The 17410-nt window shown below is 54.6% G+C and carries 17 protein-coding genes and 1 rRNA gene; 13 read left to right on the forward strand and 5 right to left on the reverse strand.

Annotation, left to right across the window (positions count from 1 at the left end; all coding sequences use genetic code 11):
- The first annotated feature begins 44 nt into the window (after nucleotides 1-44).
- Together E3E37_RS10595 and E3E37_RS10600 are read left to right on the forward strand one after the other, a co-directional pair.
- Nucleotides 45-359: a hypothetical protein gene (locus E3E37_RS10595; protein WP_058938761.1), complete on the forward strand. Its 315-nt coding sequence runs from the start codon at nucleotides 45-47 to the stop codon at nucleotides 357-359.
- A 2-nt stretch (nucleotides 360-361) separates the two neighbouring features.
- The gene (locus E3E37_RS10600; protein ID WP_167717276.1) at nucleotides 362-913 is read left to right on the forward strand and encodes an HD family hydrolase; all 552 of its coding nucleotides are present in this window, start codon (nucleotides 362-364) and stop codon (nucleotides 911-913) included.
- Between the two features lie 18 nt (nucleotides 914-931).
- Here the strand turns inward: E3E37_RS10600 and E3E37_RS10605 are convergent, their stop codons facing one another.
- Entirely contained in the window at nucleotides 932-2320 is a 1389-nt protein-coding gene (locus E3E37_RS10605; protein WP_167717304.1) for an ATP-binding protein, read from the reverse strand.
- 155 nt (nucleotides 2321-2475) lie between these two features.
- Here E3E37_RS10605 and wtpA point away from each other — a divergent pair, with 155 nt between their 5' ends.
- Genes wtpA through wtpC form a run of 3 tightly spaced genes read left to right on the forward strand, consistent with a single transcriptional unit; the run spans nucleotide 2476 to nucleotide 5322 of the window.
- A complete protein-coding gene (wtpA, locus tag E3E37_RS10610; protein ID WP_167717306.1) occupies nucleotides 2476-3513 on the forward strand; it encodes a tungstate ABC transporter substrate-binding protein WtpA in 1038 nt (345 codons plus the stop codon).
- A gap of 38 nt (nucleotides 3514-3551) precedes the next feature.
- Nucleotides 3552-4295, forward strand: a complete 744-nt coding sequence (wtpB, locus tag E3E37_RS10615) for a tungstate ABC transporter permease WtpB (RefSeq protein WP_167717308.1) — start codon at nucleotides 3552-3554, stop codon at nucleotides 4293-4295.
- Complete coding sequence (wtpC, locus tag E3E37_RS10620) at nucleotides 4288-5322, forward strand: tungstate ABC transporter ATP-binding protein WtpC (RefSeq protein ID WP_167717278.1); 1035 nt, start codon at nucleotides 4288-4290, stop codon at nucleotides 5320-5322. The genes wtpB and wtpC overlap by 8 nt, the downstream gene beginning before the upstream one ends.
- Before the next feature lie 124 nt (nucleotides 5323-5446).
- Here wtpC and tsaA read toward each other — a convergent pair whose 3' ends face one another.
- Nucleotides 5447-6103, reverse strand: coding sequence for a tRNA (N6-threonylcarbamoyladenosine(37)-N6)-methyltransferase TrmO (gene tsaA / locus E3E37_RS10625; protein WP_167717310.1), 657 nt, complete (start codon nucleotides 6101-6103; stop codon nucleotides 5447-5449).
- Nucleotides 6104-6219: 116 nt separating this feature from the next.
- Here tsaA and E3E37_RS10630 point away from each other — a divergent pair, with 116 nt between their 5' ends.
- From E3E37_RS10630 to E3E37_RS10650, 5 genes are all read left to right on the forward strand, one after another.
- Nucleotides 6220-7191: a MoxR family ATPase gene (locus E3E37_RS10630; RefSeq protein ID WP_167717281.1), complete on the forward strand. Its 972-nt coding sequence runs from the start codon at nucleotides 6220-6222 to the stop codon at nucleotides 7189-7191.
- Between the two features lie 278 nt (nucleotides 7192-7469).
- On the forward strand, nucleotides 7470-9116 hold the full coding sequence (locus tag E3E37_RS10635) for a hypothetical protein (protein ID WP_167717283.1): 1647 nt from the start codon (nucleotides 7470-7472) through the stop codon (nucleotides 9114-9116).
- Nucleotides 9103-9927 (forward strand): hypothetical protein, encoded by an 825-nt coding sequence (locus E3E37_RS10640; RefSeq protein WP_167717286.1) that lies wholly within the window; start codon nucleotides 9103-9105, stop codon nucleotides 9925-9927. The genes E3E37_RS10635 and E3E37_RS10640 overlap by 14 nt, the downstream gene beginning before the upstream one ends.
- On the forward strand, nucleotides 9915-11171 hold the full coding sequence (locus E3E37_RS10645; RefSeq protein ID WP_167717287.1) for a DUF58 domain-containing protein: 1257 nt from the start codon (nucleotides 9915-9917) through the stop codon (nucleotides 11169-11171). The genes E3E37_RS10640 and E3E37_RS10645 overlap by 13 nt, the downstream gene beginning before the upstream one ends.
- The gene (locus E3E37_RS10650) at nucleotides 11161-12129 is read left to right on the forward strand and encodes a hypothetical protein (RefSeq protein ID WP_167717289.1); all 969 of its coding nucleotides are present in this window, start codon (nucleotides 11161-11163) and stop codon (nucleotides 12127-12129) included. Before E3E37_RS10645 ends, E3E37_RS10650 begins: the two co-directional genes overlap by 11 nt.
- Here E3E37_RS10650 and E3E37_RS10655 read toward each other — a convergent pair.
- The gene (locus tag E3E37_RS10655) at nucleotides 12044-13309 is read right to left on the reverse strand and encodes an adenosylhomocysteinase (RefSeq protein ID WP_167717291.1); all 1266 of its coding nucleotides are present in this window, start codon (nucleotides 13307-13309) and stop codon (nucleotides 12044-12046) included. The two genes, E3E37_RS10650 and E3E37_RS10655, sit on opposite strands and share 86 nt — an antisense overlap.
- Before the next feature lie 54 nt (nucleotides 13310-13363).
- On the opposite strand from E3E37_RS10655, the gene E3E37_RS10660 reads away from it, so the two are divergent.
- A complete protein-coding gene (locus tag E3E37_RS10660; RefSeq protein ID WP_088865048.1) occupies nucleotides 13364-13933 on the forward strand; it encodes a cyclase family protein in 570 nt (189 codons plus the stop codon).
- Between the two features lie 230 nt (nucleotides 13934-14163).
- Complete coding sequence (locus E3E37_RS10665; protein ID WP_167717293.1) at nucleotides 14164-15324, forward strand: cell wall-binding repeat-containing protein; 1161 nt, start codon at nucleotides 14164-14166, stop codon at nucleotides 15322-15324.
- Between the two features lie 50 nt (nucleotides 15325-15374).
- Here the strand turns inward: E3E37_RS10665 and E3E37_RS10670 are convergent, their stop codons facing one another.
- Nucleotides 15375-15743, reverse strand: coding sequence for a ribonuclease P protein component 4 (locus E3E37_RS10670; protein WP_167717296.1), 369 nt, complete (start codon nucleotides 15741-15743; stop codon nucleotides 15375-15377).
- A 4-nt stretch (nucleotides 15744-15747) separates the two neighbouring features.
- On the reverse strand, nucleotides 15748-17262 hold the full coding sequence (locus E3E37_RS10675) for a hypothetical protein (RefSeq protein ID WP_240921976.1): 1515 nt from the start codon (nucleotides 17260-17262) through the stop codon (nucleotides 15748-15750).
- A 53-nt stretch (nucleotides 17263-17315) separates the two neighbouring features.
- Between E3E37_RS10675 and rrf the strand changes: the two genes are divergently transcribed.
- Nucleotides 17316-17410 (forward strand): 5S ribosomal RNA (gene rrf, locus E3E37_RS10680); the annotation flags it as partial.

Here is a 17410-nt window from a genome sequence, read left to right on the forward strand (position 1 = left end):
CACCCCACATATATTTACAAGGCTGGCCTATAAAGGTGATGAGCATGCCCAAGCGGGTTAAACTTGGTCATCATTATTATTACATCGTTACGGTTGATGAGCTGAATTCCGGCGGTTTTCGCGGTAAGAACGTTGTCATCGAGGGCACCATCGAGGACAAGCCCCTGGTCGAGTTCCTCCCCATGGAGCTACCTGGTTACAGGACGACCTTTAAAGTTTCCGGCCTCAGGGTGGAGTTCTCGGGAAGCCCGTGCCTCGGGAAGGGCGAATGGGTGAAGGTCTACGGCAGGTTTCTCGGCGACTGCATAATGGCGAGCGCCATCGAAACGGAAAGGGCCGTTTTCACGACGGAGGAATGAGCATGCTCCTTGACCTTCTCATCGAGGCCGGAAACCTGAAGAAACTGCCGAGAACCGGCTGGCTCCTCAGGGGAGTTCCAAACCCCGAAAGCATAGCCGACCACAGCTACCGCGTTGCCCTCATCACTCTCTTCCTGGCGGACGAGCTCAAGGCGAGTGGCGTGGAGATAGACGTCGAGCGGGCCCTGAAAATAGCGCTCATCCACGACCTGGCCGAGGCGAGGGTAACGGACATCCCGCTGAGCGCCCAGTACTACCTCGACAAAGGTAAGGCCGAGAAAAAGGCAGCCATGGAGCTTTTCATCAAGACGCCAAATCCACGGGAGTACTTCAGGCTCTGGCGCGAGTACGAGGAGGGGCTGAGCAGAGAGGGAAGGCTCGTCAAGTTCGCCGACAGGCTGGAGATGCTGATCCAGGCCTATGAGTATGAAAGGGCCGGCTTCGCCGACCTCGATGAGTTCTGGGGTGCCCTTGATTACCTCCGCGAGAGCGAGTTCTACGGGCACTTCAAGGAGCTGGTGGAGGGGCTGGCGGAGAGGAGAACGGGCAGATAGCCGGGGTTTGATGACTGTTTAAGCCCCGTCAAGTTCTTCTTCGAAATCTTCAAGGTCCCAGGCGAGGTAACCGTTCTCTTTCAGTTCCCCCTTGTTCCCAACCGCCTTTGCCACCAGGCCATAGGCCTTCTTCCACCCTTCAAGTCCTACCAGCTCGCTCTTCCTCTCCAAATCTCTGAGTATTCCGCGCGCCTCTTTCTCCCTCAGCCCCTTCCACTTAACCTCTACAAACAAAGCTTTTTTCTCCCGCTCGTTCAGGGCGAGCAAATCAATCTCCTCTCCCCTGTGCCACCAGCGGCCAATCTTGGTGAAGCGGAAGGGGAGCCCGTTGGCTTTGTTGAGCTTTACCAAGAACTGCTTCGCGATCTCCTCGAAGACTCCGCCCAGGTAAGCGGGGAGATCGTTCATCACGAGCTCCACCAGGGCATCGCCCTGGCCGCTCTCCACCAGGTCGGCGTTCGGGTAGACGTAGCGGAACCAGAAGGTGAAGTAGGGGTCCGTTATGTAGTAGCGCCCCTTCCTGCTCTTCCAGCTGGCCGTTACAGGGACTTCCCTCCTCACGAGGTCGAGGTCGATGAGAACGCCCAGGTACTTCCCCACGGTTCCCCTCTCGAGCCCGGTCTCGCTGGTTATCTCGCCGAGAGTTGTCTTCCCCCTCGCTATGGCCTCCATTATCGCGAAGTAGTTCCTCGGTTCATCGAGTTCCTCCCTCAGTATGAAGAGGGCATCGCCGTAGAGGAAGGAATCGGGCCGGAAGTAGTCGAGCAGGTTCTCCTCAAGGCTCCTCCCGTCGCTGAATTCGAGCAGGTAGGCCGGCGTCCCCCCGAGGATGCCGTAGACCTTCACGAAGTCCTCCAGCGTGTACCCCGGAAGGAAGGCCCTCGCCTCGAAGAAGTTCAGGGGCCTGAGCCTCAGCTGGGCCGTCCTCCTCCCGTAGAGCGGACTCCTGTAGCCGAGGAGTCTCTCCATCATACCCACCGAGGAGCCGCAGATGACCAGGAAAATCTTCCCGCGGGAGAGCTTCAGGTCCCAGTACTCCTGGAGGATGGAAGGCAGGGCCCTGTTTCCCTTCACGAGGTAGGGGAACTCATCGATGGCAACTATGAGCCTCTCCTCCATTGCTTTACCGTGCAGGTACTCGAAGAAGGCGTCCCAGCTCTGGAGGGGGTTTTTCCTTAAGAACTCGTCGTTGAAGTGGGCCGCGAGTCTCTCCGAGAAGCGCCTGAGGTTCTCGGCCTCGCTCGTCTCCCTTGCGAGGAGGTAGAGGCCGCCATGCCTCCGTATGAACTCAAGGAGCAGGGCGGTCTTTCCAATCCTCCTCCTGCCGTAGAGAACGACGAATTCGGCTCTCCCCCTCTCCAGGCGATCCTCAAGCAGTCCCAGCTCAGCCTTCCGGTCGATGAACATTAGTTTACTCACCAGTAAATTACTTGTGAGTAAACTATTTAAGGGTTTCGCGCCTCACCCCTCGAAGCCCCGGAAAACACATCCATTTACGTTAATCCTTTTGTTTGCTCAAAACGTTTAAATACACGGTTCCGTCCATTGTATCGGTGGTTACGATGAAGAAAGCGGGGTTCCCTTTGATCGCGGTTCTTATCCTCTCGGTCGTCGCGGCCGGCTGCATGGGTGGCTCTGGTGACTCCGGCATGAAGGAAGAAACCCTCGTAATCTTCCACGCCGGCTCGCTGAGCGTCCCCTTCCAGCAGCTGGAGGAGGAGTTCGCGAAGTACGCCGAGGAGAACCTTGGCGTTAAGGTGACCTTCCAGGACGAGGCGAGCGGGAGCGTCGCGGCGGTGAGAAAGGTCACCGACCTTGGCAAGAAGGCCGATATAGTCGCTGTGGCAGACTACACGCTCATTCCCCAGCTCATGGTTCCCAACTACACCGACTTCTACGTCATCTTCGCCACCAACGAGATAGTTATAGCCTTCACGGAGCACAGCAAGTACGCCGACGAGATGAAGGCCCACCCGGAGAGGTGGTACGAGATACTCGCCAGACCGGGCGTTACCTTCGGATTCAGCGATCCCAACCAGGACCCCTGCGGCTACCGCTCGGTGATGGTCATGAAGCTCGCGGATTACTACTACAACGAGCCGGTCTTCGAGACCCTGGTCGAGAAGAACACCAACATATACTTCAACGGCACCCACGTGGTTGCCCCCAAGGAGATTCAGATAAAGAACGACAAGGTCGTCATCAGGCCAAAGGAGACCGACCTTACGGCCCTCGTCGAGAGCGGAAGCCTCGACTACTTCTTCATCTACAAGAGCGTGGCCGAGCAGCACAACCTCAGCTACATAACACTCCCGGACGAGATAAACCTCAGGGACTTCAAGATGGCGGACTACTACAGTAAGGTGAGCATCCACATCGGCTCCACCGAGAAGACCATCACGGCCAAGCCCATAGTCTACGGCGTGACCGTCCCGAAGGACGCGCCCAACAGGGAGCTCGCCCTTGAGTTCCTCAAATACCTCCTGGGCGAGAACGGGAAGCGCGTCTTCCAGGAGAACCACCAGGACTTCATCTGGCCGCCCGTTGCCTTCGGCAGCGTCCCGGACGAGATAAAGTCCCTCGTCAAGGTGGAGGGGTGAGCTTTTTATCCTCTCCCTTCAAATTTTAGGGGATGGCCATGAAACGGGACTACACCCTCTACTTCTTCGCCGCGTTGGGGAGCTTCCTCGTCGTCTACATAGCCCTCCCGCTGGTCGTCATACTGGCAAAGCAGGCCTCGGACTGGGGAATGCTGGTGAAGACGCTCCAGGATGAACTCGTCATCAAGGCCCTCAGAAACTCCCTCATAACGGCGACCGCCACCGCGCTGATAGCCCTCCTTTTTGGCGTTCCCTTGGGTTATGTGCTGGCCAGAAAGGAGTTCCCTGGAAAAAGCCTCGTGCAGGCCATCGTGGACGTGCCCATAGTCATTCCCCATTCCGTTGTGGGAATAATGCTCCTCGTTACCTTCTCAAGCGCCATCCTCGACAGCTACACGGGCATAATAGCGGCCATGCTCTTCGTCTCGGCACCCTTTGCCATAAACGCCGCAAGGGATGGCTTTCTGGCCGTTGATGAGGAGCTGGAGCACGTGGCCAGGACCCTTGGGGCATCGCGCCTGCGGGCCTTCTTCTCCATAGCCCTTCCAATGGCTTTCCCGGCCATAGCGAGCGGTGCGATAATGACGTGGGCGAGGGCGATAAGCGAGGTCGGTGCCATACTCATCGTCGCTTACTACCCCAAAACGGCCCAGGTGCTCGTCATGGAGTACTTCAACAACTATGGTTTAAGGGCATCGAGGCCGATTTCGGTCATACTCATACTGATGAGCCTTACAATCTTCATAATCCTGCGCTGGCTGGTGGGGAGGAAGAATGCTTGAGGTGAAATCCGTCTCCAAGGACTGGAAGGAGTTCAAGCTGCGCGATGTGACGTTTGACGTCAGGACTAAAGAGCACTTCATAATCCTCGGTCCCAGCGGAGCCGGAAAGACCGTGCTCCTGGAGATAATAGCCGGTGTCATCGAGCCGGACGGGGGAAGGATCCTCCTCAACGGGGAGGACATAACCGACTGGCCGCCGGAGAGGAGGGGATTGGCCTACATCCCCCAGAGCTACGCCCTTTTTCCCCACATGAGCGTCTTTGACAACATAGCCTTTGGCCTGAGGCTGAGGAAGACGCCAAGGGCCGAGATTGAGAAAAGGGTAAGGGAAATTACTGAGGTTCTTGGCATTGAGCATCTCCTCCACAGAAAACCCAAGACGCTGAGTGGTGGAGAGAGCCAGCGCGTGGCGATAGCCAGGGCGCTGGTGATAGAACCTGAGCTTCTCCTCATGGACGAGCCCTTTGCAAACCTCGACGTCCAGACGAGGGCGAAGCTTATAGGTGAGATGAAGCGCTGGAGGAAGGAGCTTGGCTTCACGGCTCTTCACGTCACCCACTCCTTCGAGGAGGCCATAAGCCTGGGCGACCGCGTTGGCGTGATGCTCGGCGGAAGACTCGTCCAGACGGGCTCTGTCCGGGAGGTCTTCTCAAGGCCGGCGAGCGAAGAAGTTGCACGCTTCCTCGGCTTCGAGAACATAATCGAGGGAACCGCGGAGGGGAGGATTCTCAAAACAAACGGCGTTGAGATAGAGCTTCCAGTTGGGGCGGAGGGTACGATACGCGTTGGCTTGAGGCCCGAGGACATAATCCTGTCCCTCGGGCCCATAAAAACCTCCGCGAGAAACGAATTCCGCGCGGTGGTTGATTCCGTCGAGGAGCTCGGCCCGCTCGTCCGGGTGCATCTCAGGGTCGGGGAGCTCTACCTGCGGGCGTTCATAACCCGCTCATCGATGCTTGAGATGGGGATATCAAAGGGAAAGGAAGTCTACGTCAGCTTCAAGGCGAGCGCCCTCCATGTATTCTAGGGGTGAAGTTATGGGGCCAAATCCACCGGAGGACTGCGACTGCTACAGCTGCATAGTGCTCAACTGCTGTGAGAGTAGGGAGTGCCTGATCTGGTGCATCGAGTTCTGGGACGATGACCTCTGATCAGTCCGTTCTTTGCTTTAATGTGGCCAGCCTGTCCCTTATCTCCACAGGCAGGTTCTCGTAGATTTCGTTAAGGGCTTCGATGAGCTCTGAGAGTTCCTTTGCCCTCAGTACTGCCGTCTTCGGCCCGAGCTCAAGAACCAGTGCCTCATACTCTTCCGGCGAGACCTCTTCCAGCCCGTCGAGGTGCTCGCTCTTCCTTGGTATCCGGTTGACCTCCCCGATCTGCCTGGAAGACGGTATATCCAGCTCTTCCTCCGGAACCGGTGCCTCCCTTGGACAGTCGAGCCTTTCCACGAGGATTTTAATGTCCACCACAGGCGTTCCGTCGTGGGCGTCTATCCAGTCGATGTAGAGCCTGTTCCCTTCGATGCGGTGGATTTTTACGGCGTATATTGCCAGAGGGTTGGGCCTGACCGGTGAGCGCGTTGCAAAGACTCCCCTGAGGGGGTTCTTAGGGTTGTTGTACGGGTGAACCTTGAGGACGCTTCTCCGCTCTGGATTATCGCTGCCATGGAACCAGAGGATGAGTTTTATCCAGTCTCCTTCCTGAAGGCCATCGACTGCATCGGTGAACTTTGGGAGGATTTCTATGAAAGTCTCGCCGTTCTTCCTCACGTATCCGACGGGGACGAGCTTGAAGGGTTCGAAGTTCATTGGCACCACAGAATGAGTACTCTTCCCTCGTTTAAACCTTCGCCCATAAAACTTTTAAGGGCATGATGTTTCTTTTGAGTTGCTGTGGTAACAAAAGAACATTGGCGGGATGTACTATGCTCACAGTGGACGAGTTCAAAGGATTCGTTGATGAGGTTGTATCACTCATCTCAAGCATTTACATTGGTAATGAAGTTGTTGTCAGGAAGACTTTGGCTGCTGCTCTCGTTAACGGGAATGTCCTCTTCGAGGATTACCCCGGACTGGGAAAAACGCTGCTGGCAAAAGCCTTCGGAAAAGTTCTAGGCTTGAAGTACACTCGCGTTCAATTCACTCCAGACTTACTGCCCGCGGACATTCTCGGCACGAAAGTCTGGCGTCAAAACCTGGGAACCTTCGAGCTCATTAAAGGCCCAATCTTCACGCACGTGCTTTTGGCTGATGAAATCAACCGCGCTCCACCGAAGACTCAGAGTGCCCTCCTGGAGGCGATGGAGGAGAAGCAGGTAACGATCGAGGGTGAAACATTCACGCTGGAGAGGCCTTTCTTCGTCATCGCCACACAGAATCCAATCGAGTTTGAGGGGACTTACCCCCTGCCGGAGGCTCAATTGGACAGGTTTTTGCTCCGGCTGAGGGTTGGCTACCCCAAGAGCCTCGAGGACGAGATTGCCATTCTTGAGGCGCGCTTGAACTGGGGGAAGGACGACCCGACGGTCGACATGAAGGCTTTGATTGACCGCGAGACCTTCGTGAAAATGCAGGAGCTTGTTGAAAAGGGCATTTTCATCAGCAGGGACTTGCTGAAGTACATTGCCGAGCTCATCAGAAACGCTAGGAGTGATGAGCGGGTTGAGGCGGGGCCCAGTCCGCGTGGCGGGATTGCGTTGATGAAGGTTGCGAAGGCTAACGCTTTGCTTGAGGGGAGGGATTTTGTTTTGCCGGATGATGTGAAGGCTTACGCGGTTGATGCTTTGGCTCACAGGATTGTAATTAAGCCCGAGTACGCTTTTGAAGGCATAAGCGGGGAGGAAGTGATCAAAGAAGCCCTAGAAAAAACACCCGTACCGAAAGGCGAAGAAAAATGAGGCGAGAACACTCCGCAATGCTACTCCTCACGATGATATTCCTCGCTTCATTGACGCTGGGTTATTCTGTCATCCCCTACTCTGGAGGAAGTTCAACAAAGAGCCTTCTAAAGGAAATGTCATCAGCCGGTGTGAAGCACAGCGATGATAAGTGCTCCCCCTCAGAAGTCCGTTTCGACAATCTCCTCCCTAAACCGAGCTTTCCCCGTTCTAACTTCACCTTTTCCCCGTCAGATATTCAAACCCAATGTCCTGTAGCTGTTCTGCCCGAGGATCCGATGCTGGTCTGTGTAAAGGCCCCTGCAAAGAGCCTGCCGGCAATTGCAGGCCACGAACCGGACACTATCGTGGTGTGGTATCCCGGTGTGTACTACATCCCATACGTGGATAATTCCAAGCGCGTGAAGATGCTCAGAGGAGTGAACGGGCCAATGCCGTACCTAATGGACACGGAGACACCCCTCGTCATTACAACGTACAACCGCGCTGTTACTGTGGAGTTCAGGGAGAATTCCTCCGATGGAGTTGTCAGTGTGTTCTCGGCACTTCCAATCAGAACCAGCTGGGTTGAGGAAACCGCCGGATACAGGCTCCACAAGTATCTGATACCTCCTCTGGAGCGGTCGGTGAGGCCGGGCTACTACCCCTTTTTTGTTGCGGTGAACTCCTCCAATGAAACCGTGGTTCTCCTTATGTGGGTGGCACTTCTCGAAAAGCCGATCGTTAAGATAACCGACTATCCTACGGCGGTATGGGGTAATGGTGTCCTTACGATGAAGGTTCGAGGAGTTGTATACTATCCGGATGGAAGGCCCGTTAGGAGTGGCGTTGTCACGGTAACCCTGAACGAGAGCAAGGGCATCAAGGGAGTCTTCATAGGTTCTTCCCAAATTCACAATGGAACCTTTGAAGTTAATGCCTTCATTGGCTCCACTTTACCGCCTGGGGACTATCAGCTGATAGCGTATTACCGCGGGTATGAGGCTTACCCTTCGGACAGCGACCCAACTGTCGTAATACTGCGTGAGCCGGAGGTTTCGGTGACCCAGATGAATGGAACCATTCGCCTGTTCCTTCATTGGGATGGCCATCCACTTTCCAACAGAACCCTTAAGATAGCGACGGACTTGGGAGTTATTGAGGCAAAAACCGATGAGAGAGGTTATGTCTTCCTCAACCTTACAGGGGTTGAGAGCATCAGGATTGTCTACGACGGAGACAGGTATTACCTGCCTCTGAACCGTACCGTGAGCCTAGCCGTTCCAGAGAAAAGGCGTGATGATGAGAATAAGAACTCACTTCTTGAGAGGATTAAGGTGTATCTCGACCGCGTTTCTGGGATACTCTGGAGGATGTATCCGCTCCTTATGGTCGGTGCCGCTGTGGGAGTTGGCTACAGCATCTATTCAAAGAGAAAAAACAGAAAGAGTAAAATCGCTGTCGTTCCAAAAGTTAGTGTCTCCAGAGGGGATATAAAATTCGTTGAACCCCTGCGAAGGGTGTTTCTCCCGGGCGAGATGGTGAGGGTTGTTCTGTCGGAGGAAGGAGAGCTGTTCCTTGATGGTCTCCCAGTCGGGAGAGGCAGGCAGTTCGAATTCGTGCTGGGGGCAGGCAGGCATAAGCTTTCCACGGGAGATTCCGAGATAGAAGTCCACGTCCTTCCACCGAAAGACGCTGTCATTAAGGCGTATGAGCTCCATTTCCTCCCCTTTGCCGTCTTCAATGGCGTTCCGGAGAGGCCCATGACTCCTTATGAAATAGAGAGGCTTTTGAGGAGGAAAGGTCTCGACGGGCGATATTTACGCGCTCTCACCGAGATATTCGTCAAGGCCAGGTACTCGGAGCACATGGTTGGAGAAAAACACTTCCACGAGTTCGTTGAGGGTCTCGTGAAGCTGGGGGTGCTGAAGAGTGGGGGTGAATGATGAGCTTAAGAGTTTCGCGAGCAACTTTGCAGTCTGGAGTGTCTTGGCTTTCATATTCATGGAGTTGCCGTTGGCACTTTTGTTTGGAAGCGGAGCGGCTGTCGCTTCAGCTACCCGCTACGTTGAGAGGCGCAAGGATCTCCTGGTCAGAGGGCTCGGGTTTTTGATAATGTCCATCTCCGTGATCCTGCTCCGCTCTGACTCTTGGTGGAGGGTCTTCATAAGTGCCTCCCTTGGATGGATTTCCATGATTTATGCGGCGGCTTACGCTCTCTGGGTCATATATGGGAGTGATTTTCTTGAGAGGAACTTCCTTGGGGTTGCCATTGTTGGGATAATATCAGCGTTCATATTCGCGTATCCCTCCAGTACCTCCGCGGTTCGCACACTGTTCTACCTCCTCACGGTCATGTCGATACTGTACCTCACGTACCTTGTCTCGACCTACGTCTCCTCCCTCAGGAGGGAGAGCGCGGACATTGAGCCGTTGCCCCTGCCGGAACTTACCCCGAGGGGTGATGCATATTCGAAGGACATCGAGAGGATCGTCAAGGCGTTCGTTGAAAAAGGCGACAAGGTGCCCCTCCTTGTCTTCCTGATCAGGAACTCCCCAAGGGGCCTTTACGACCTCCACCTTGAGGAGATAATCAGGCCTTTAGTGGACTATTCCGAGGTCCCCGTTTCACCCTTGGCTCCCCCCTGGCTCGTTGAGAAGAAGGCGGAGGAAGAGAAGATAAGGAGGGCTCTGCTCATCAGGGAACTCACCAAAAGGCTCAGTACCCATGTGGGGGTTAGAGGATGGACAGACTGACGTGGCTGGTCTTCATGACCATGGCATCCTTTGCACTGGCGGTGTTTACAGGGATAATAGGATTTGCCTATGTGAGCTTCATCCCCGCATCTGTTCTCGCTTACAGCATGCTTTCCAACCCTCCTTCGGGGGTTTTTGTTGAAAGGCAAGTTGAGACAAGAAGGCTGGGAGTGGGGCAGGAGGCGACGGTTAGGGTCAAGCTTAGGGTGGAGAAGGGAGTGGGCTTTGTAATTGTGGGCGACGTTGTCCCCCCGGGTCTGGAGGTTCTTGGAAAGAACAGGCACGTCTTCTTCAAAAAGCCAGGGCATCCCCTTGAGGTGGAGTACGAATACCGGGTGAAAGCCAGGAAAAAAGGTTCCCACTCAATTTCCCCCATCGAAGTTGTGGGCAAGGATTTCCTCGGAATAAAACCTTCCACGTATTCCGTTTGGGACAAGGAGGTCGTGATAGAGGCGTATCCCCGGGTGCATGGAACAAAACGGGCTGTTCTTCCAAAACTTCGCACCAAGGAGAAGATGACCTCAAGCCATACCGCTCCCCTCGGTTCGGTTTCCACGGATTTCAAAGAAATACGAGAATATCGGCCCGGTGACCCCCTGAAAACAATAAACTGGAAGGCAACCGCACGGCTGAACAAGGTTCTAGTGAACGAGTACGAGCCTGAGGGGAGAGCCACCGTAATGGTGTACCTCGACACGAGTGAGAACATGGCCGTGGGTGGAGTTTTCCAAGGCTCCCTTGAAAGCTCAATCGGCTTGGCGATTTCTCTGATAAACCTCCTACTCAGGAACGACTTCAGGGTCGGTTTGTACCTCGTTGGTTCGAGGAAAATGCTCACGCCCAGAAGTGGAGTTCAGGCCCTTTCGACGTTTTCCAAACTACTCCTCTCGGTTGGTCCCTCGATTCATCGGGACGATTCCCTCCCTCTAGCAGTTGAACACTCCAGATTTTCCGTTGGTGGGAACGTCACGGTGAGTCTGTTCATAACCAACCTCACTCCATACACGCTTGATGACATAAAAGCGGCGGTTAACCTTGCGAGGAAGAGCTTCGGGAGTAAGGTTGTGGTGGTTGATGTAAACCCCTATGGGCACTTCGGGGATCATCAGCTCGTTCTTTCGGCGCTCCAGAAAGAAAAGCTCTCCGAGAACTTAAGGGCTGAGGTGGTGCACTGGAATCCCCTCGAAGAGAGTCTCACCGTGGCACTCAAAAAGATCATCGGAGGTGCTCTAAATGGTCGTTGATTCACGCCTGAAAAATCTCAGTTATCTGCTTGTTATCCTCTCCTCAATTCCGGTGGCGTGGCTTTTTTCACAAAGGACAGCCGGGAGAGCCCTTTCAGAATACGTTTACTGGCTCACACAGCTTTGGGTGCCCCCCATCCTTCTGACGTTGCTCCTCGCCTTGGTGCTTTCCTTTGGATATTACCTGCTCTCGAAAAGCCTTTTGAAAACGCTGGGACTTCAGTTTTTGGTTTACTTGCTCCCTTCCCTTGGCGGTATCCCCATACGTTTAGTGGGTGGCTACACACTCGGAGCCCTTGTTTTTTCAATCACCTTCCTCTCGGGCAGATACATCGAGTGGCTGATGGAAGACTGGGAGATGTTGCTGAGTTTCGGTGCAGATACGGAAGAACTCCGGGTCTCGGCGATGGCATCTTTGATGGAGCTCCTTCTTCCAATTCCGCTTGGTCTGGGATACTTCGTTCTCCTCTTTTACTGGAGTTCCGGTGGGAAACTCTTTGGTAATCCCCTTCCTTTCTACCTCCTTCTTCCCTTCCTCCTGGGTGCCGCGGTTGCGGTGGCAGTATCATTTGCCGATCCCAAACCGTCCAAGGAAAAAGAGACCTTCTCGGAAACCTTTCTCATCCTCAGAACCCAGATGGTGGTGGGGGATTCTTTCACAAGAGAGCTCTTGAACGAAGATGACAGGAGTATCACACTGGGTCTGATTGGGGGTACCCCAGTTAGGAGGCCCGTTCTCATGAAGTTGAAATGGACAAATAGAATTCCCAACATTGTCGTCTTGAGGTCGCCATGGGAGTCGAGTATACTCGTGAAGAAGAAAGAATGGGTGGAAAAAGGGAGAAGATACGTTCTCTTCATAAATTCCGAGGTCAAGTCCCGTGCTCCCAGCTCTCAAGATACTTCCTCTGCTCCTCTGTCAGCTCCTCGATCTTTATTCCCATTGAAGCAAGTTTAATCCTCGCCACCATTTCGTCTATCTCCCTTGGCAGGATGTAGACCTTTGGCTCCAGCCTCTCGTGGTTGCTGAGGATGTACTCGGCCGCCTTCGCCTGCAGGGCGAAGCTCATGTCCATTATCTCCGCCGGGTGGCCGTCGGCAGCAGCCAGATTCACCAGCCTGCCCTCCGCGAGGAGGTAGAGCCGCCTTCCATCGGCCAGCCTGTACTCGGTGATGTTCGGCCTCGGCTCGCTTACCTCGACCGCCAGCTCCTCCAAATCGGGCTTCCATATCTCCACGTCGAAGTGGCCCGCGTTAGCCATTATAACGCCATCCTTCATGACCTCGAAGTGCTCCCTGCGGATGCACTTGATGTTGCCCGTTGATGTGACGAAGATGTCGCCTATCTTAGCGGCCTCACTCATGTCCATGACCAGGAACCCGTCCATTCTCGCCTCCAGCGCCCTGATGGGGTCGACCTCAACCACTATAACCGTCGCACCGAGACCCATCGCCCGCATCGCTATTCCCCTTCCGCACCAGCCATAGCCAACAACTACAACGTTTTTTCCAGCGACGAGGAGGTTGGTCGTCCTTATTATTCCGTCCCAGGTGGATTGCCCCGTCCCGTAGCGGTTGTCGAAGAGGTATTTCGTGTAGCTGTCGTTCACCGCTATTATCGGGAACTTCAGCACGCCGTCCCTCTCCATTGCGCGGAGCCTTATGACGCCCGTCGTTGTCTCCTCGCTCGCGCCCCAGATTTCGTCGATAAGCTCTTCCCTCTCGCGGTGGACAACGCTTATCATGTCCGCCCCGTCGTCGATGATGATGTTCGGCCTTATGTCCAGAGCGCGGTGCATGTTCTCGTAGTACTCCTCCCGGCTCTCTCCCCTGATCGCATAGACCTTCACTCCCGCCTTTGCCAGAGCCGCGACGACGTCGTCCTGCGTTGACAGCGGATTGCTCGCCGCCGCTGAAACCTCGGCTCCGCCCGCCTTCAGGGTGAGGAGCAGGAAGGCCGTCTTCATCTCAAGGTGTAGCGTGGTCGCTATCCTGACGCCTCTGAAGGGCTTCCTCTTTTCGAAGTCTTTTCTTATCTCCTGGAGAACCGGCATGAATCTTGAGACCCAATCTATCTTCTTCTCGCCGCTTGGGGCAAGACCAATGTCCTTGATGCAGTAATCCTTCGTGCAGTTCATCGTTATCACCGCAGGGTTTTTAATCAAAGACGTTAAAAAAGGATTGGTGTTCCCATGATAGTCGATCTGTCGGTGCCCCTCTCCGAGGATACACCGGTTTATCCGGACGATCCTCCAGTGAGCGTAAGGCTCTGGGCAGTTATCGAGAGGGACGGTTACTACATGAACGTCCTGAAGATGGGAGAGCATTCCGGGACGCACGTTGATGCCCCGGCGCACTTCATCCCGGGCGGGAAAACCATCGACGAGATGCCGCTTGAGAAGTTCATGGGAAGGGGCCTCGTGGTTGATGTCAGAGGTGGAGACGGCCCGATACGGCTGGACGAGATTCCTGACGAGGGTTACTTTGACAGGGTAGTGCTGTTCCTGACAGGTGGACGGGAACTCTCCCCGGAGGTGGCGCTGTTCCTCGTGGCCGAAGGGGTAAGGGCCGTTGGCACCGATTCCATGAGCATCGGGGACGACGCCGTCCACAGAATACTCCTCAGTGAGGAGGTGCCCGTGTTCGAGAACCTGGCCAGCCTGGAGGTACTCGTGGGAAAGGACTTCACGTTCGTGGCTTTTCCCCTCAGGATTGAGGGAGGTTCCGGAAGCCCCGTGAGGGCTGTGGCATTTGTGGAGTAAATTCTGTGCTTGTTTTGTTTGGTACGAGTTAGTTAACCGTTTATTCATGCATTTGCTCCAGTTCAATCCCAATTAAACATAATTAAACGTTGTGAAACCTTCGTTAACGGTTAAAAGATAAAACTGGGTTCTCGTAACTTTTTTCTAAACAAAAGCCAACGTACGTGGACGATTTCGTGAAAAAAGCTTAAATAGACCTTCTTTCATAAAGATAACCGAGGTGAAGAGCCATGATTGGAAAGAAATTGATGGCAATCCTGTTTGGGTTGCTGATGTTGGGAATGCCGCTGACGGTCGGAAACGTCAGTGCCGCGGAAGGGAGTGTTACCGTGATTTTAGTCAGTGACAACGCGGCCGACAAAGCAATCGCCGAGTATCTGGCAAACGAAACAGGAGCAGTGATTGTCACGACAACGTGGGGTGTGTATGATCCGAACGTTACGGCGGAGATTATGAGTTACGCCCCTGACGAAGTGATAATAATCGGCGGCCCTGATGCGGTGGTTGACGAGTACGTCACTGACTTGGAAGAGCTCAACATTACGGTTGAACGCTGGGGAGGCCAGAACAGGTACGAGACCAACCTCATGGTCATGGAACAGGCCCAGGTAAAGCTTGGCCTTAGGTTCAACAACAGCGTTATCGTTGCTGGAAACGACACGCTGGCCATCCAGAACGCTCTCCAGTTGGCCGTTCAGAAGGGGGCAATGATAATCTACGTTAATGAGAGCAGCAACGTCACTGGACTCATGGAACGGCTGGGCATAAAGGAAATGACAATGGTCAAGACCCAGGCATCAGAGAAAGTCATGGAACACGTTAGGGAGCAGCTCCGTGAGTGCAACTGCACCGCGAAGGAAGTCCAGGTCAACGTTACCAAGGAGACCGTGCTCCAGCTGATGATTCAGGTCATGGAGAGGCTCAAAGCCCTGGAAATGGTGGCAAACGAAACCAACTCAACAGCACTTATGGAGCAAGTTAGGACGATGGAAATGACGATGGAGAAGGTCAACGAAGCACTTCAGGCCGGAAACTACACTGAAGCATACAGGATGGTGCTTGAACTTCAGGTTAAGACGGAATTCAGCCTTAAGGCGGCGAACGGAGAGATGAGGATGGTTATAAAGAACGACGAAAAAGTTGCCCTCATGCACGAGATGGGGAAGCTTGAGGCACAGATAAGTGTCATGGAGAATGCGGGGATAGATGTTAGCGCTATCAACGCGCTGATGGAGCAACTCAAAACTGCAATTCAGAACGGTCAGTACGAAGAGGCCAAGGAGCTCATGAACCAGATAAAAGCGATGATAAAGGAGGCTTACCAGAACGGAAGGCAGGGAATCAGGGACAGCACTCAAAAAGCCCACGGAATGGGTTCCTCAAGGCCGTGAATGCGTTAACACACGTTGGGCACCACCAACCCCCGGTATGGGCGCTAAAATCAGGGGCTTGAATCAGCTTTTTGCCCTTTTCTTCGTCTTTCCTTCTGCTCCCTGATGTACGGGTACCTCATCATGTGACCGCAATTGAGGCACTTGACGACGACGTGGCCGTTCCTGAGCCTCACCCTGGCGTTGACGCCCGGAACCAGGAAGGAGTGACAGCGTTTGCAGTAGCGGCGCTTCCACTTTCTGGGCATCCTTATTCTTGCCTTCTGCTGAACGGCAAGGGCTATCTCAACGTAGCGATTGGCCAGTTCTGGCTCGTAGGGGAAGACCCTCTCGGCGAGGGTAAAGAGGATGTTCACCCTTTCGCGGGCAATTCTGCGCTTTTCCCTCTGCTCCCTCTGTCGGATGAACTTTTTGGACATGCCATCACCCTATCGGTCTAAGTTTGCCGGGGAACGGTTCGTATACATATCCCGCCGCTATAAACCTTTCAAGAAGCTCAGCGGCATCCTCCTCTGAGAACCCGTCCCTTACCAGTTCCCGGATGAAGTCTCCCCTTGCTATCTCGCCTGAGGGGCTCACCGAGGCCAGGTCGTGCAGTATCTCCAGGGCCCGCCTGGCCTTGAGCGTTCCGGGGATATACATCCGGTACTCCCTCAGGAGCTTTATCATCTCCGAGGGATGGTCCTTTAGAACCACCATCCAGTCGTTCACTATGGCTTCGTTTATAAGCTTGACCTCTCTGACGGCCCTTTTGGTGACCCTCCCGTTGAACCTGACTATAGAGCCGAAGACCCGTTTGCCCAGCTCCGCCCTAAGCCTGACGTTCATTGGTCCGCTGGGAGCTGTCAGAGCCCTGAACGGGTCCCCGTAGTCCTCCCTCGATTCCCTGAGCCACCTTAAAAACTCCTCTTCAACCGCCCGGGTCTTTTTCAGGTCGAGTGAGCCCAGCCTTTCCCTCTGGCTGAATATCGTGACGAGGAGATTCGGTATGAGCTGGAGAAACTCCCTGTTCTCCTCGAAGTAGGGCTTCTCTTCCGAGGGTACCAGCACGAAGGGGGTTTCGGACATCCTGGCCATCCTGTCGAGGGGGTTTGCCTCGATGTTTTTGGGCAGCAGGCCAATTGCCCGCTTGCTCAGTATCCTCTCTGTGACCCACTTGGGCAAGCTAACGGTGCCCCTCTTGGTCGGCGGCGTGTAGTACCTCATGTCGCTCCCGTTCGGGTTTCCGAGCCTGAAATCCAGCCCGGTGAATGGGTCGTCCACTTCGAGAACACTTTTCCTAGTGAGACGGACCTCCCAGGGAAGGCTTGAGTAAAAGTACTTGAGGGCCTTCCAGAGAGCTAGAAGCCCGGAATCCTCCCCGTACTTGAAAACCGTGAACTCGAATCCCTCGCCCCACTCCATCCCCGGTATGTACGGAACGCCGTATATCGAGTAGATGAGGGCCTTCCTCATGTCGTCGCGGAGGTAGACCGTCCGCTCAAAAAGGTCAAGAACCTCCCGCCTGCTCAGCGCAAACTCGCGATAATTCCTCCAGTACTCCGAGTAGTCCCTCCCCTCAATCCTTGTGGCGTTGAGCATGCGGAGGTTTCCCCATGGGTAGGCGTCCATGATTCCCCTTACGAGTACGTAGCTTCCTGGATTTGCCCTCCCCGAGAACTCGGTTCTTTCAGTCACCCGGATAACTAGGTACGTCCGGAAGTCCCCCCGCCGCAGGGACGACAGCTCCGAGGGGGAGAGCGGGGAAAGAAGGTAATACAGGGCGTCCTTCGGCGCATGGGGCGGCTTTCTGCCCAGCAGAAAACCCGCTACCGTTATCTCATCCCCATTTTTGAGCCGCTGGATTTTCATCTGAAACTCCCTGAGTCGTTTTCCCGGACTCAGCGGCTCCCTCATCCTCTCCATCCTCAGCAGTTCCAGTATCTCGCCCTCCATCATCCATCCTCATCGACCGCAAGATTTATAAATGCACCGCGGGAGCTATAGAACGGTACGGCGGTCATAGCGGCGGGGTCACACCCGGTCTCGTTTCGACCCCGGAAGTTAAGCCCGCCAGCGATCCCGGGTGTACTGCCCTCCGGGAGGG

It is taken from the genome of Thermococcus sp. ES12 (assembly GCF_012027515.1).
In the GTDB taxonomy this organism is placed as follows: domain Archaea; phylum Methanobacteriota_B; class Thermococci; order Thermococcales; family Thermococcaceae; genus Thermococcus; species Thermococcus barossii.